This is a genomic window from Pedobacter sp. R20-19 (assembly GCF_000708265.2).
In the GTDB taxonomy this organism is placed as follows: Bacteria; Bacteroidota; Bacteroidia; order Sphingobacteriales; family Sphingobacteriaceae; genus Pedobacter.
Genome location: NZ_JCKI01000007.1, coordinates 279,960 through 294,314, shown reverse-complemented (window position 1 = coordinate 294,314; position 14,355 = coordinate 279,960). Strand labels below are relative to the sequence as shown.

Genomic DNA, 14,355 nt, shown 5'->3' with positions numbered 1-14,355 from the left:
TTAACAATTAGTGTTTGCTTTTACTGGTAGCTAACTTATATTCTTCTGGTGTTTGTTCCTTTTCAACTCCTTCATTAAAAGGTGATTTGTTACTAATCCTTTCCTGCAAACTTTGGAAAATGATAAATAACGCGGGGATTACAAATAAACCAAATATGGTTCCAATTAACATTCCGCCTACGGCACCAGTACCAATAGATTTATTACCTGAAGCACCAACACCTGATGACAACATCAGCGGTAATAAACCAAGGATGAAAGCAAATGATGTCATTAAAATAGGGCGTAAACGAGCTGTAGCTCCATCGATGGCGGCATTGATAATACTCATGCCTCTTTTTCGTCGGTCAACCGCATATTCCACAATCAGGATGGCATTCTTTGCCAGTAAACCCACAAGCATAATCAGCGTAATTTGTGTATAAATGTTATTATCTACACCAAAAATCTTATCAAAAACAAACACACCAGCTAAACCAATAGGCAATGAAATTAATACAGCCAAAGGCAAAATATAACTTTCGTATTGTGCTGCCAATAAGAAATAAACGAAGATGATACAAAGTAAAAAGATAAACACAGTTTGACTTCCGCCACTGATTTCTTCCCTTGATAAACCTGAGAATTCATAGCCATAACCTGCTGGTAAAGTTTGTGCGGCAACTTCTTGTACGGCTTTTAATGCATCACCAGAACTAAAGCCAGGATTCGGGTTACCAGTAACTGAAATCGAAGTAAACAAGTTGAAACGAGAGATGGCCTGCGGTCCATAAACCTTCGTTAAGGTAATAAATTCAGATACAGGTGCCATTTGTCCGCTACCATTTCTAACGAAGATTCTGGTTAGGGTTTGCTCATTTGAACGGTATTGGGCATCTGCCTGATACATTACCCTGAATTGCTTACCAAACTTATTGAAGTTGGAAGCATATACACCACCATAATAACCTTGCATTACGCCTAAAACATCAGCAACGGTTAAGCCAGCCTGTTTTACCTTCGCCACATTCACATCAATTTGATACTGTGGGAAATTTGGGTTAAAGGAGGTTGAGGCATATTGAATTTCCGGCCTTTTACTTAGGGCAGCTAAGAATCCATTTCCAATCTCATTGAATCTTTTAATATCTCCACCGGTTTTATCCTGTAATTGAAATTCAAAACCACCACTTGTTCCAAAACCCTGGATGGTTGGAGGCGCGAAGAAAATAATTTTAGCACCCTTAATATTAGCTGTTTTGGCAAAAAGTTCACCAATAATGGCTTTAACATCACGTTTTCGTTCATCCCAGGGAATTAACCTTCCAATAACCATCCCATAAGAACTGCCAGAACCACTAATTAAACTTCGGCCTACTACCCTCAAAGAATTTTTAATTTCAGGAATGGTGTGCGCAATGCTGTCAATTTGTGAAATCACTACGTTAGTTTCTTCCTGTGATGTTCCTGCAGGCAATGAAATATCTGAGAAAACAGTTCCTAAATCTTCATTCGGAACAAAACCTTTTGGTGTGGTATTCATCATCCAAACCAAAACAATCGTGAAAAATAAAACACCCAGTCCAACTATCCATTTTTTATGAGATAAGAAACTAACTGATTTTTTATATTTATTGGTTACAGTATCAAATGAGGTGTTAAAAGCGATATAAAAACGATCCAGGAAGTTTTTCTTTTTTCCATGATCATCAGTATGTGGTTTAAGAAATAACGCACATAATGCGGGACTTAATGTTAACGCATTAACTGCAGACAAGATAATGGAAATCGCCAGTGTTAAACCAAATTGCTTATAGAATACGCCTGATGAACCCTGAATAAAACTTACCGGGATAAATACCGCAGCCATAACCAGTGTAATGGAAATAATCGCACCGCTAATATCATCCATGGCATCTATAGTCGCCTTCTTTGCATCCGTATAACCTTCGTCCAATTTCGCATGGACGGCTTCCACCACCACAATTGCATCATCTACCACAATACCAATGGCCAGTACCAACGCAAACAGGGTTAATAAATTTATGGTAAAACCAAACAAGCTTAAGAAAAAGAAGGTACCAATAATGGCTACGGGAACACTAATTGCTGGAATTAAAGTGGAACGGAAATCCTGTAAGAAAATGAAAACCACTAAGAATACCAGAATGAAAGCTTCTATTAACGTATGAATTACTTTTTCGATAGACGCATCAAGAAAATCGTTTACGTTCACCAATGTAGAATAATGAACGCCTTTTGGAAACACCTTTTGTGCCTCATCTAAAGTTTTAATCGAGTTGGAAATAACTTCACTAGCATTTGAGCCAGCAGTTTGATTAATGGCGATACCTAATGCCGGCTTACCATTAAAACTTACTGAACTGGCATAACTTTGAGCACCTAATTCAATTCTCGCAATGTCTTTTAAACGAAGAATCTGCCCATTATCTGCTGTTTTAATAATGATGTTGCCAAATTGTGCTTCATCTTTTAACCGACCTGTATATTTTAAAGTATATTGAAATGCCTGATCTCCCTGTTCTCCAAACTGACCCGGCGCTGCCTCCACATTCTGATCGGCAAGAGCTGCGTTCACATCACTTGGTACCAAACCATAGGTTGCCATTACATCTGGCTTTAACCAAAGGCGCATGGTATAATCCAAAGTTCCGAAAGCACTTGCATCACCTACTCCGTTAATCCGCTTAATTTGTGGAATTATGTTAATGTTGGCATAATTCTGTAAAAACTTTTGATCGTAAGATGGATCATCACTATACAAACTAAATATCAAAACGTTACTGGCTTGTCTCTTTGCCGTAATTACACCAGATTTTGTTACTTCTGCTGGTAACAGACTGGTTGCTCTGGCTACCCTGTTTTGAACATTTACTGCAGCTAAATCGGGATTAGTACCCAATTTAAAGTTAACCGTAATGGTCGCTGATCCATCATTACTGGCAGTGGAAGTCATGTAAGTCATATCTTCCACACCATTTATTTGTTCTTCCAGCGGAACAACTACGCTATTCATAACCACATCGGCATTTGCACCCTGGTATGAAGTTGAAACCTGCACAGTAGGTGGTGCAATTTCAGGATATTGGGAAATCGGTAAAGTAACTAAACCTAAAATACCGAGAATAACGATAATAATGGATATTACCGTTGATAAAACCGGTCTTTCTATGAATTTCTTAAACATAATTAATATTGATTACCTGATGAGAGGTGTAATTACACTGCTCAAGTTATTATTATTTAATCTCTGCGTAAACTGAATCAGCACTCTTTTCTTCAGGTTTGATTTTAACACCATCTTTTAATGACTGGAAACCTTCCAACACGATTTTATCACCAGCTTTCAGGCCTTTGGTTACTACATAGAATTTATCTTTCGCTAAATCCATAATCTGAATTTCAGTACTGATAATTTTAGCCGAATCGCCCAAAACATACACGAATTTCTTCCCCTGCAAATCAATAGTTGATTTTTGAGGAACCAAAATAGCATTTTCAACTTTTTGTGGAATCCTGACTGATGCACTACCACCAGATTTTAATAAGGCGATAGGGTTAGGGAAAGTTGCTCTTAAACTAGCTGAACCTGTGTTGGTATTAATCTGACTATTAATAGATTCAATTTTACCATTTTGAGCATAAACAGTACCGTCGGCCAATACTAAACTTACAGCCGGAATGTTAGCCATTTGTTGCGCCAGTGTATTGCCTTTATAGGTTTTGGAGAAATCCAGAAGCTGCTTTTCATTTAAAGAGAAGTAAGCATAAACTTTAGAGGTGTTGGCAATGGTGGTTAGCGGTTCTGTGCTAGAGCTGCTTACTAAGCTTCCATTTCTAAATGGAATGCTACCTACAATACCATTAACAGGGCTGGTAATAGAAGTATAGCCTAAATTTACCTGTGCATTTGCTAAAGTAGCTTTTGCCTGTGCTAAAGCTGCTTTTCTGCTTTGAAGTGTAAGCTGAGCGGCGTCTAAATCATATTTACTTATGATGTCTTTTTCTACCAGCGGTTTAGTTTTATTTACCTGCAATTGAGCAGCATTTACATCAGCTTCTGCACTGCTGATTGCAGCTCTTGCTGTTCTAACTTCCTGCTCATATTGTGGTGCCATGATGGTAAAAAGTAATTGACCCTTTTTTACAACAGCGCCCTCATCTACCAGTATTTTGTCAATAAAGCCATCAACCTTAGGGCGGATATCAATATTTTGAATTCCCTCAATAGTTGCAGGGTAATCTGAATTTAATTCTGTGGTTTGTGTTTTAACTGTGAAAACTGGATAGGCTTGAGGACCAGCCGCTGCAGCTGCTGCCGCCTTTTTTGCATCATCATTATTTCCGCAGGATGCTAAAAGCATTCCAATGCTCATGCTAAAAAAGAGAGTTGTTACTTTTCTCATGGAGTATTCGTATGTGTGTGTTTAAAATTATTCCGGGTTAAATCGCCATCAAATTTGGATTTTGATTTCGCGATTTATGCCCAAAAATAGCGCCTAAAAAAAAATAAATCTGTCCAAATTCTGTCATTTAATCAATCGATTGATTTATTTTTGATCTCGAAATTGTCTCATTTGTCCTTAAATGACTATATAAGAGGGGTTTGTTAGTTATTATTGGCTTAAAAATAGTGTGTAAATTAATTGAGACAGATGTTAAAAATCGTTAATATGACTGTTCAAATCTCATGAAATGTTTTAAAAAATAGCCATTTTACTAAAAAGATAGTGTGAAAAATACACATGCTAAATACATTAAAATTTTTGGCTGTACTAATCATGTACACTTGTCGCTACTGAAAATGCCGAAAGAATGAAGATCACATTATATTCTATAACATATAGCATACTCTTGATGATAGAGAAGCTGACTGATTTTAAGAGATGTTAATTTACTTCCCCTTCAAAAACCAGTTTTGCCGGGCCACATAAAAATACATTGGTGAAGCTTTTTTCATCATAATCAAATTCAATTTTAATATCTCCACCTAAAACTTTAATGTTGGTTTTGATATGACCACTTTGATTTTTATGTTTGGCCATAGCCATAGCCACGGCTGTTACACCGGTACCACATGCAAAAGTTTCATCTTCTACACCTCGCTCATAAGTACGAACAAACAGATGATCGCCAAAATCTTCTACAAAATTTATATTGATACCCTTCTCACTATAAGTTTCATTATAACGAATATTTTTACCCTCATTAAATACATCAAAATCTTTCAGGTTTTCTTGCGTCTTTACATAATGTGGAGATCCGGTATTCAAAACATATGCATCGCCATCACGGGTTACCAACTCTACATCAATCATTTGAAGATCAATCCATTCGCCATCTTCTGAAATTCTGGCATAATGTGGGCCATCTACTGCCAAAAAGTTAGTTTCTTTGTTGATGATACCCAGGTGTTTAGCAAATGCAACGATACACCGACCGCCATTACCACACATACTACCTAATTTACCATCTGCATTAAAGTAATGCATTTCAAAATCATAATCCTGGTGTTTGGTTACAAACATTAATCCATCAGCCCCTATACCAAACCTGCGGTGACAAAGTTGCTCAATCAATTCATTATCAATGTTTTCTAATGGTTTTGCAGTATGGTCTATTAAAATAAAATCATTACCTGCGCCCTGATACTTAAAGAAATTAATTTTCATTGGATCTTCATTATTTAATGCAATATTTGAATTGCAGATGCTTGTAAGTCTCCTGGTGTAAATTGTTTTTAACATTTTTTAACACCAATGTAGATGCTTTAGTGATGCAAATATCGTTGATATGGTATTAAATTTGAATAAACTTATAAAAGAAAATTTAAGCAGATAAATAACTGCTGGAGCGTTCTGCTTAAACAAAGAAAATACAGCGCTCCTGTCAAATAAAAAACACAAAGGGTTTGTAAGTATACCAAACAATTTGCCGGCAATGGAACTTATAATCACAGTTGTGTAGACAATAAAAATAATATACAAACACATGAAATCATTAAAAGCCTGTATATGTAAATTAGCTTAGCTTTTAATAGTTTCACAACCATTAAAAAACAATATACAAACACATGAAAAAAATATTAGGGATTACCGTGTTAGCTGCTTTTATAGGTGGAGCAGCAGCGATTGGAGGTTATAAGCTCTTTGAGCGTAACCAAACTGGAAACACTATTTCAGAAAAACAAAATTTATATTTTGCAAATAATCCGCTGAAGGTAACTTCAGCCGGTGCAGCAGATTTTACACAAGCGGCAGCTGCTGTTGCCCCAGGTGTAGTTCACATTAAAACAACCTACTCAACATCGGGGAAAAGTGAGGGAAGTTCTTCTCCGTTTGATATGATGGAAGATTTCTTTGGAGGTGGCGGTCGCCAGATGCAACGTCAACCCAGAGCGGCATCAGGATCAGGTGTGATTATTAGTCAGGATGGTTATATTGTAACTAATAATCACGTGGTTGAAAATGCAGAGAAAGTTGAAGTGGTTTTAACTGATCGACGTAAAGTTGAGGCCAAGGTAATCGGTCGCGATCCTAATACAGATTTGGCATTAATTAAAGTAAATGCCACAGGTTTACCTGTTGTAAAAATGGGTAACTCTGATAATGTGCAGGTTGGAGAATGGGTTTTAGCTGTTGGTTTCCCGCTAGATTTACAGACTACAGTAACCGCAGGGATTGTGAGCGCGAAAAACCGTAGCATTGGTATTATAGGTAGAGAACAACAAGGAAACGAAATAACTGAAGAAGAATATAGAGAATATCAACGTACAGGTAAAAGACCTGAGCGTCCGGCAAATACCAGTATCGAATCTTTTATTCAAACAGATGCGGCGATTAATCCGGGTAACAGTGGTGGTGCATTGGTAAATGCTAACGGCGAATTGGTAGGTATCAATTCTGCTATTGCTTCTCAAAGTGGTTATAACCAAGGTTATGGTTTTGCTATTCCGGTTAACCTGGCACGTAAAATTGTAGATGATTTTATGAAATACGGTTCAGTTAAACGTGGCTATATTGGTGTAAACTTTGTTCCGCTAAGTGGTGATGAAAAACCAGAAGGAATTAAAACCAGCGAAGTAAGTGGCCTATATGTGAATGATGTTGTGGCAAAAGGTGCTGCAGAGGCTGCTGGTTTAAAATCTGGTGATGTAATTAAAAAAGTTGATGGCATAGTTATCAATGATTCTCCAGACTTACAGGAAAGAGTTGGTCGTTTAAATCCTGGTGATAAAGTTAAATTAACGGTATTAAGAGATGGTGCATTAAAGGATTATACTGTTACTTTAAAAGGAGAGGCAAGTATAAATCCTAATGCGAATACCGCTGCTACAAAATCAGCAGAGGTATCAAAACTTGGGGCAACGTTCGTGCCTGCAACTCCGGCTCAGAAATCTAAACTAGGAATTAATAGTGGGGTAGTAGTTACTTCTGTTACCACAGGAAAAGCTTTTGATAACATTGGTGTAGAGAAAGGTTTAATCATTACGAAAGTGAATGGACAGCCTGTAAACAGCGTAACTGATGTTCAGAAAGCCTTACCTCAAACTAGAAATGGTATGGTTTATATGTCAGGAGTAACCGGGCAAGGTACATTTAACTTTAGCTTTCCGGCGCAATAATCTGCCAGATTGATTAAATATAAAGCCGTTCTGAAATTGATTTTCAGAACGGCTTTTGTTTTTTACTAGCATTGTGCTTGATGGCTGATTAATTAAGGATCAATGCATTTAAAAGCTAATGATTTGATTTCTTCAGCAAGAAGCATGTTAATCTATAGCCCATAAATGAATTATGAATTCATAATGTCTTCTATTTCTGCTGCTTCTAATGGAATGTCTCCCATTAAGTCAATGTTTCCATTAGCCGTTATTAAGATATTGTTTTCTAAACGAATACCTAAACCTTCCTCAGGAATATAAATACCTGGCTCTACCGTTAAAATATTTCCTTCGGCAAATGGCGTGTATCTTCCTGCAAAATCATGTACGTCTATACCCAAATGATGAGAAGTTCCGTGCATAAAGTATTTTTTGTATGCAGGGTAAGAGGTGCTTTGATTTTTTACATCATCAATAGAGATTAATTTCAAATTAATCAATTGTTCGGTCATTAACTCGCCAACCACTTCATGGTAAGTGTTCCATACAGTACCTGTGCGTAATAATTTTGTAGCCTCCTTCATCACATGTAAAACAGCATTGTAAACATCTTTTTGCCTGGCGGTAAAACGGCCACTTACCGGAATTGAACGGCTCATATCTGCATTGTAGTTGGCATATTCCGCACCAAAATCAAAAAGAATAACATCGCCTGCGTTACAAGTTTGGTTATTATCATTGTAGTGCAGAATATTGGCATTGTGTCCGGATGCAATAATTGGGGTATAAGCATGGCCGGTTGCTCCCTGACGAATAAATTCATGAATAATTTCTGCTTCTATTTCATATTCCTTTACACCAGGCTTTGTGAACTTTAATACCCTAACAAAAGCATCCCGTGTAATTGCACAAGCTCTTTTGGTTAGCTCAATTTCAACATCAGATTTATGGGCTCTTAAGTTCCGCATAATTGGAGCAGAACGTTCGTAGTGATGTAAAGGATATTTAGAACGCATTTGATCAATAAACCTCAGGTCGCGATGTGGCACCGTATGGGCATAGCGATCATTTTCATTAGAATTGAGGTAAATATGATCTGCATAATGTACAATGCTGTGCAGTATATTATCAAAATCTTTGAGCCAGTAAATGCTGGTGATGCCAGATGCAGATTTCGCCTGGTCTTTTGTGTATTTGTATCCTTCCCAAACTTTGATATAATCATTGGTCTGTCTTAAAAACAGGACTTCTCTATACAAAGGATTAGGACAATCCGGATAAATGATCAGGATTGTTTGCTCCTGGTCAATTCCGGATAAATAAAATAAGTCTGGATTTTGCTTAAAGACGAAGTTTTGATCACCACTTCTAGGGAATTCATCATTGGCATTAAAAATAGCTAAAGAGTTGTTTTTTAAGTGTTTATTGAATTCTTTTCTGTTTAATATGAAAAGGGATTGATCAATTTGGGGATATTTCATAATTTGTGCCTTTATAATTATATAGGGATCAAATGTAATAAAATCCCTTTTTCTCCTGAAGTTTGGAACGGAGTTTGTGTAAATGTTTGAAAATTTAAAAATTTGTTTAATTTTGCGGTTACAAAAAATTAATCAATTAAATTGTTTAACCCTTAAAAAAGAAAAAAAGATTATGAATTATTCTACTTTAAAGAAAAGTGTTGCGCTTTCTTTAGTGGCATTAACAGGAGTTGCTTCTCTTGCTGTCGCTCAGGATGCTCCTGCAACTACTTCTTCAACCAAGGTATTTGGTGGAAGAGGACAGTACAGAACTTGGTCAATTGGTGTTAACGCTGGTGTATTAGCTCCAGTAGTTGCAATTGGCGGTTCTAATGACTTCAACAAATGGGACGTTAACTTAGGTTACGGTTTAAACATCCGTAAACAATTAGGTCACTCTTTCTCATTAGAGTTAGCTGGTGTACGTGGTAAAGTTTCAGGTTCAAATGATGCAACTGCTGGACCAGTAGCTTCAACTGCTAGCGAATTCGAAACTGAATTACAATATGCTGTAGATTTACGTGGTGTTGTTAACTTAGGTTCTATTGATTTCTTACGTCGTGAAAACGCTGTAGGTTTCTTCTTAACAGCTGGTGCTGGTTACTTAGCTTATGCTCCAAAAGTAACTACTGGTGGTCAAACTATTGACTGGAAAGGTAGTGCTATCGGACCAGTAGGTGATAGACACGAAGCTAAAGATTACGTAAAAGGTTTCTACATTCCAGTAGGTGCTGGTGTTAAATTCAAAGTTTCTGAGCGTGTTAACTTTAACTTAGGTTACACTATGAACTTTGTTGATGCTGATAACTTTGATGGAGTTTACGCAAAAGGTACTACTAAAGATAAATTCTCTTACGGTTATGCTGGTTTAGAGTTCTCTTTAGGTTCTTCTGCAAAACCAAGCTTAGAGTGGTCTAACCCATTAGCTACAATGTATGATGAATTAAAAGATCCAACTTTGCGTCAAGAAGTTGAAGCTTTGAAAAACCGTGTATCTAACGTAGAAAAATCTGTTGAAGATTTGAAAAAAGATACTGATGGTGATGGTGTTGCTGATCAATTCGACAAATGCCCAGGAACTCCTGCAGGTACTGCTGTTGATGGTTCAGGATGTCCACTTCCTAAATTCACTGCTGATTCAACTAACACTAACGTAACAGGTTTCGAAAAAATCGGTTTCGATTTTAACTCATCTGTATTAAAAACTGAATCTTATCCAACTTTAGATAAATTATCTTCAGTGTTACGTGAAAACGGTGGTAAAGTAACTGTAAACGGTTATGCTTCAAGCGAAGGTACTGCTGCATATAACATGAAATTATCTAAAGACAGAGCAAATTCTGTTAAAACTTACTTAGTAAACTCTGGTGTTAACGCTAGTCAAGTTGCTACTAAAGGTTTAGGCGAAGCTAATCCAATTGCTTCTAACGATACTGAAGAAGGTCGTATCCAAAACCGTCGTGTTGAAACTGCTAGAAACTAGTCTTTCAATATAAAGTTTAAAAAAAGTCCCGATGCAAATCGGGACTTTTTTTGTGCCTTTTAGTTTTTGATGTTAGGCTTTTTAATTAAGTTTGTGTCATGTACTTCTTCCGGAAAAAAGATCCAAACCGACCTGACAATATTAATATCAGGATTATGCATTTTATTAATGCACTGGCCATCATCATCTTCCTTGCAGGAATCATCTACAAGCTTATACAATGGCTTGCTAAATAAATCTATTTTATGAAACAAATTATTACAACAACCAATGCGCCTGCACCAATCGGGCCATATAGTCAGGCTGTAAAAGCAGGAAACTTTCTTTTTGTTTCTGGCCAGGTAGCCATCAACCCTGAGAACGGTGAATTAAATATCGGAAATATTGAGGATGAAACCCATCAGGTAATGCGGAATCTTAAAGCTGTTTTATTAGAAGCAGGCTTAAATTTTGATCATGTGGTTAAATCAACCATCTTCTTAAGTGATATGGGCACCTTTGCACAGGTAAACGAAATTTATGGTCAATATTTTACAGCAGATTTTCCTGCACGTGAAACGGTACAAGTATCGGTATTGCCTAAAAATGTAAATGTAGAAATCTCAGTTATTGCCATCGTAGAATAATTGGAAAAAGGCAAAAGCAAATTTTTTATAGCAGGTATTGTTCCCTATATCATATGGGGAACAATGTCTATCCCTCTACGTAACCTTAAGGGATTCCCTCCGCAGGAAATCTTATACTATAGAATATTTGCTTCTATCATTGTGGTATGGGCAAGCATATTGTTGTTTAGAAAAGAACAGCTGCAAAAAGATTTTGTGCATTTCAAAGTGCTGCCATCTGGCAAAAAAAAGAGACTATTACTCTTAACTATTCTCTCCGCTTTTTTAATTACCGGGAATTGGTTTACTTATATCTATGCAGTAAATAGTGTGAGTTTAAAAGCTGCGGCATTTGCTTATATGGTTTGCCCGCTTATTACTGCACTATGTGGTTTTGTTTTGTTAAAGGAACAACTTACAAAAATTAAAATCATAGCGCTTGCTATTGCGCTAATCAGCATCATTTTGCTGGCAACAGGTTCTTTATATGAAGTTTTATGGGCAATATTGATCGCTTCATTTTATGCGGTATATATTATCTTACTGAAGGTTATTAAGGATGTAGATAAATTTAACTTATTAGGGATTCAGCTTATTTTATCTGGTGCGATTATTTTACCAGGATACCTGATGAGTTCGGGACCATTTCCGATAGTAACATCCTTTTGGTTGCATATTTTTCTTATTGCAATAGTGTTTACCATTATTCCACTTTTTTTAAATGCTTATGCACTGGTAGGGATGCCCTCATCTGCATTGGGTATTTTAATCTATATTAATCCTATCGTTGCATTTGCTGTGGCATTTTTTTATTTCAAGGAGAATATAGATATCCATCAGCTTTTTGCTTATTTGCTTTTACTCTTATCGATTGTTATTTTTAATGCACATTTGTTAAAAGGCATGATCGCTAAAAAAGTATAAAAATTTTGTCGAATCCGATCTTAGATACACCTATTGAGTTTATAAAAGGCGTAGGGCCAAGTCGGGCAGATGTTTTGAAAAAAGACCTTGGTCTGTTCACTTTTCAGGATATGCTGTCGCACTATCCTTTTCGCTATATTGACCGTACAAAGTATTTTAAAATCAACCAGATTAATCCCGACTCCTCCTATATTCAAATTATTGGGCGGGTGATTAATAAAAAGGTAATTGGCGATAAACGAGCCAAACGGATTGTGGCAGCTTTTAAAGATGAAACCGGAATCATGGAACTGGTTTGGTTTCAGAGCTTAAAATGGGTGGATGAAAATATTATCGTAGGGACAGCTTATGTAGCCTTTGGCAAGCCAACACTGTTTAATGGAACATTCAGCATTTCACATCCTGAAATGGAACTGTATCAGCATAAAACTGTCGGCAGGGGTAACCTCACCTTACAACCCGTTTATCACTCTACAGAAAAGCTTAAAAAATTTACACTAGATTCTAAAGGTATCCAAAGGCTTATTGCCGGATTGCTGGATCAAGTGATTCCCCAGGTTCAGGAAAACTTACCAACCTATATTATCGATAAATATCAACTGACTGATAAAAGAAGGGCTTTGCTGAATATTCATTTCCCCAAAAACCAGCAGGAATTAAATGATGCGGAAAGAAGACTGAAGTTTGAAGAATTGTTTTTTATTCAGCTTCAGTTATTGCACAATAAGCAACTTCGCCAGTTGAAATTTAAAGGCGCCAGTTTCGGAAAAGTAGGAGAAAAGGTAAACCGGTTTTATAAGGAGTTTCTTCCATTCGAACTTACAAATGCTCAGAAAAGGGTAATTAAGGAAATTCGAATAGATACGCAAAGAGCCGTTCAAATGAACAGGTTGGTTCAGGGCGACGTTGGCAGTGGAAAAACTGCAGTTGCATTGATGAGTATGCTCCTGGCGAATGATAATGGTTATCAAGCCTGTATGATGGCGCCAACAGAAATTTTGGCCCGCCAACATTATGCGTCTATAATCGAATTGGTTACTGATGATTTGGTTAAGGTTGCCATCCTCACTGGAAATACAAAAAAGAAAGAGCGGATTATTTTACATGAGCAATTAGAAAATGGCGAAATCGATATCTTAATTGGTACGCATGCTTTAATTGAAGACAATGTTAAATTCAATAATTTAGGCTTGGTGGTCATAGATGAGCAGCATCGTTTTGGGGTGGAACAACGGGCTAAGTTGTGGCGAAAAAATATTATCCCGCCACATATTTTAGTGATGACTGCTACACCGATTCCTCGTACGCTGGCGATGACGTTATATGGTGATCTGGATGTTTCTGTGATTGATGAACTTCCAGCAGGAAGAAAGCCTATTGAAACACGTCACCTTTTTGAAGGGCAACGGCTCCGTATGTTTGGCTTTATGAAGCAGGAAATTGCTAAAGGCCGTCAGGTTTATATTGTTTACCCCTTAATTAAAGAAAGCGAGAAGCTTGATTTACTACATCTTGAGGCTGGAGTGGAGCAGCTCAGCTATCAGTTTCCCCGGCCAGATTATCAGATCAGTATTGTACATGGACAGATGCCTAATGCCGACAAGCAATTTGAAATGCAGCAATTTATTGATGGTAAAAGTCAGATCATGGTTGCTACAACAGTTATTGAAGTTGGGGTAAATGTTCCTAATGCCTCGGTAATGGTGATTGAAAATGCAGAGCGCTTCGGGCTTTCTCAACTACATCAGTTACGTGGTCGTGTAGGTCGCGGAGCGGAGCAATCTTTCTGTATTTTAATGAGTGGAAACAAGTTAAGTAAAGAAGGTAAGGTCCGTTTAGAAACCATGGTAAGAACCAATAATGGTTTCGAAATTTCAGAAATTGATTTACAACTTCGTGGCCCCGGCGATATTACAGGAACACAGCAGAGTGGGGTTCTTGATTTAAAATTAGCAGATTTGGCAACAGATCAGGCTATCCTGGCTGAAGCAAGAAATACGGTTATCGAACTTTTTGAAGCTGATCCAAAATTAGAAAAGCCAGAAAATACCATCCTGAAAACTCATTTGCAAAAGTTGGAGAGGGGCATTTCCTTTGATAAGATTAGTTAATAAATTATCACCAGTTATTCTATTCTTGGGCACTATTTTACATAATTAAGTTTCTGTGTATGATTAATTTGATCATTTTTTATCGTGATTCCCCATTCTTATTTCTTAG

The 14,355-nt window shown here is 37.0% G+C and carries 10 protein-coding genes; 6 read left to right on the top strand and 4 right to left on the bottom strand.

What is annotated here, in order from left to right:
- Positions 1–7 precede the first annotated feature (7 nt).
- From AN34_RS16565 to dapF, 3 genes are all read right to left on the bottom strand, one after another.
- Positions 8–3,187, bottom strand: coding sequence for an efflux RND transporter permease subunit (locus tag AN34_RS16565; RefSeq protein ID WP_029287162.1), 3,180 nt, complete (start codon positions 3,185–3,187; stop codon positions 8–10).
- A 52-nt stretch (positions 3,188–3,239) separates the two neighbouring features.
- Entirely contained in the window at positions 3,240–4,406 is a 1,167-nt protein-coding gene (locus tag AN34_RS16560) for an efflux RND transporter periplasmic adaptor subunit (RefSeq protein ID WP_029287160.1), read from the bottom strand.
- Between the two features lie 483 nt (positions 4,407–4,889).
- Complete coding sequence (gene dapF, locus AN34_RS16555; protein WP_029287158.1) at positions 4,890–5,672, bottom strand: diaminopimelate epimerase; 783 nt, start codon at positions 5,670–5,672, stop codon at positions 4,890–4,892.
- A gap of 401 nt (positions 5,673–6,073) precedes the next feature.
- On the opposite strand from dapF, the gene AN34_RS16550 reads away from it, so the two are divergent.
- The gene (locus tag AN34_RS16550) at positions 6,074–7,624 is read left to right on the top strand and encodes a trypsin-like peptidase domain-containing protein (protein WP_029287156.1); all 1,551 of its coding nucleotides are present in this window, start codon (positions 6,074–6,076) and stop codon (positions 7,622–7,624) included.
- 170 nt (positions 7,625–7,794) lie between these two features.
- Here the strand turns inward: AN34_RS16550 and AN34_RS16545 are convergent, their stop codons facing one another.
- Entirely contained in the window at positions 7,795–9,084 is a 1,290-nt protein-coding gene (locus tag AN34_RS16545; protein WP_029287154.1) for an aminopeptidase P family protein, read from the bottom strand.
- A 172-nt stretch (positions 9,085–9,256) separates the two neighbouring features.
- On the opposite strand from AN34_RS16545, the gene AN34_RS16540 reads away from it, so the two are divergent.
- The 5 genes from AN34_RS16540 to recG all read left to right on the top strand — a co-directional run bounded on the left by AN34_RS16540 (position 9,257) and on the right by recG (position 14,246).
- Positions 9,257–10,606 (top strand): OmpA family protein, encoded by a 1,350-nt coding sequence (locus AN34_RS16540; protein ID WP_029287152.1) that lies wholly within the window; start codon positions 9,257–9,259, stop codon positions 10,604–10,606.
- A gap of 98 nt (positions 10,607–10,704) precedes the next feature.
- Positions 10,705–10,842: a DUF6728 family protein gene (locus AN34_RS22155; RefSeq protein WP_308424134.1), complete on the top strand. Its 138-nt coding sequence runs from the start codon at positions 10,705–10,707 to the stop codon at positions 10,840–10,842.
- 9 nt (positions 10,843–10,851) lie between these two features.
- The gene (locus tag AN34_RS16530; RefSeq protein ID WP_029287149.1) at positions 10,852–11,232 is read left to right on the top strand and encodes a RidA family protein; all 381 of its coding nucleotides are present in this window, start codon (positions 10,852–10,854) and stop codon (positions 11,230–11,232) included.
- On the top strand, positions 11,233–12,135 hold the full coding sequence (locus tag AN34_RS16525) for an EamA family transporter (RefSeq protein WP_029287147.1): 903 nt from the start codon (positions 11,233–11,235) through the stop codon (positions 12,133–12,135).
- 5 nt (positions 12,136–12,140) lie between these two features.
- Positions 12,141–14,246 (top strand): ATP-dependent DNA helicase RecG, encoded by a 2,106-nt coding sequence (recG, locus tag AN34_RS16520; protein WP_029287145.1) that lies wholly within the window; start codon positions 12,141–12,143, stop codon positions 14,244–14,246.
- Positions 14,247–14,355 lie beyond the last annotated feature (109 nt).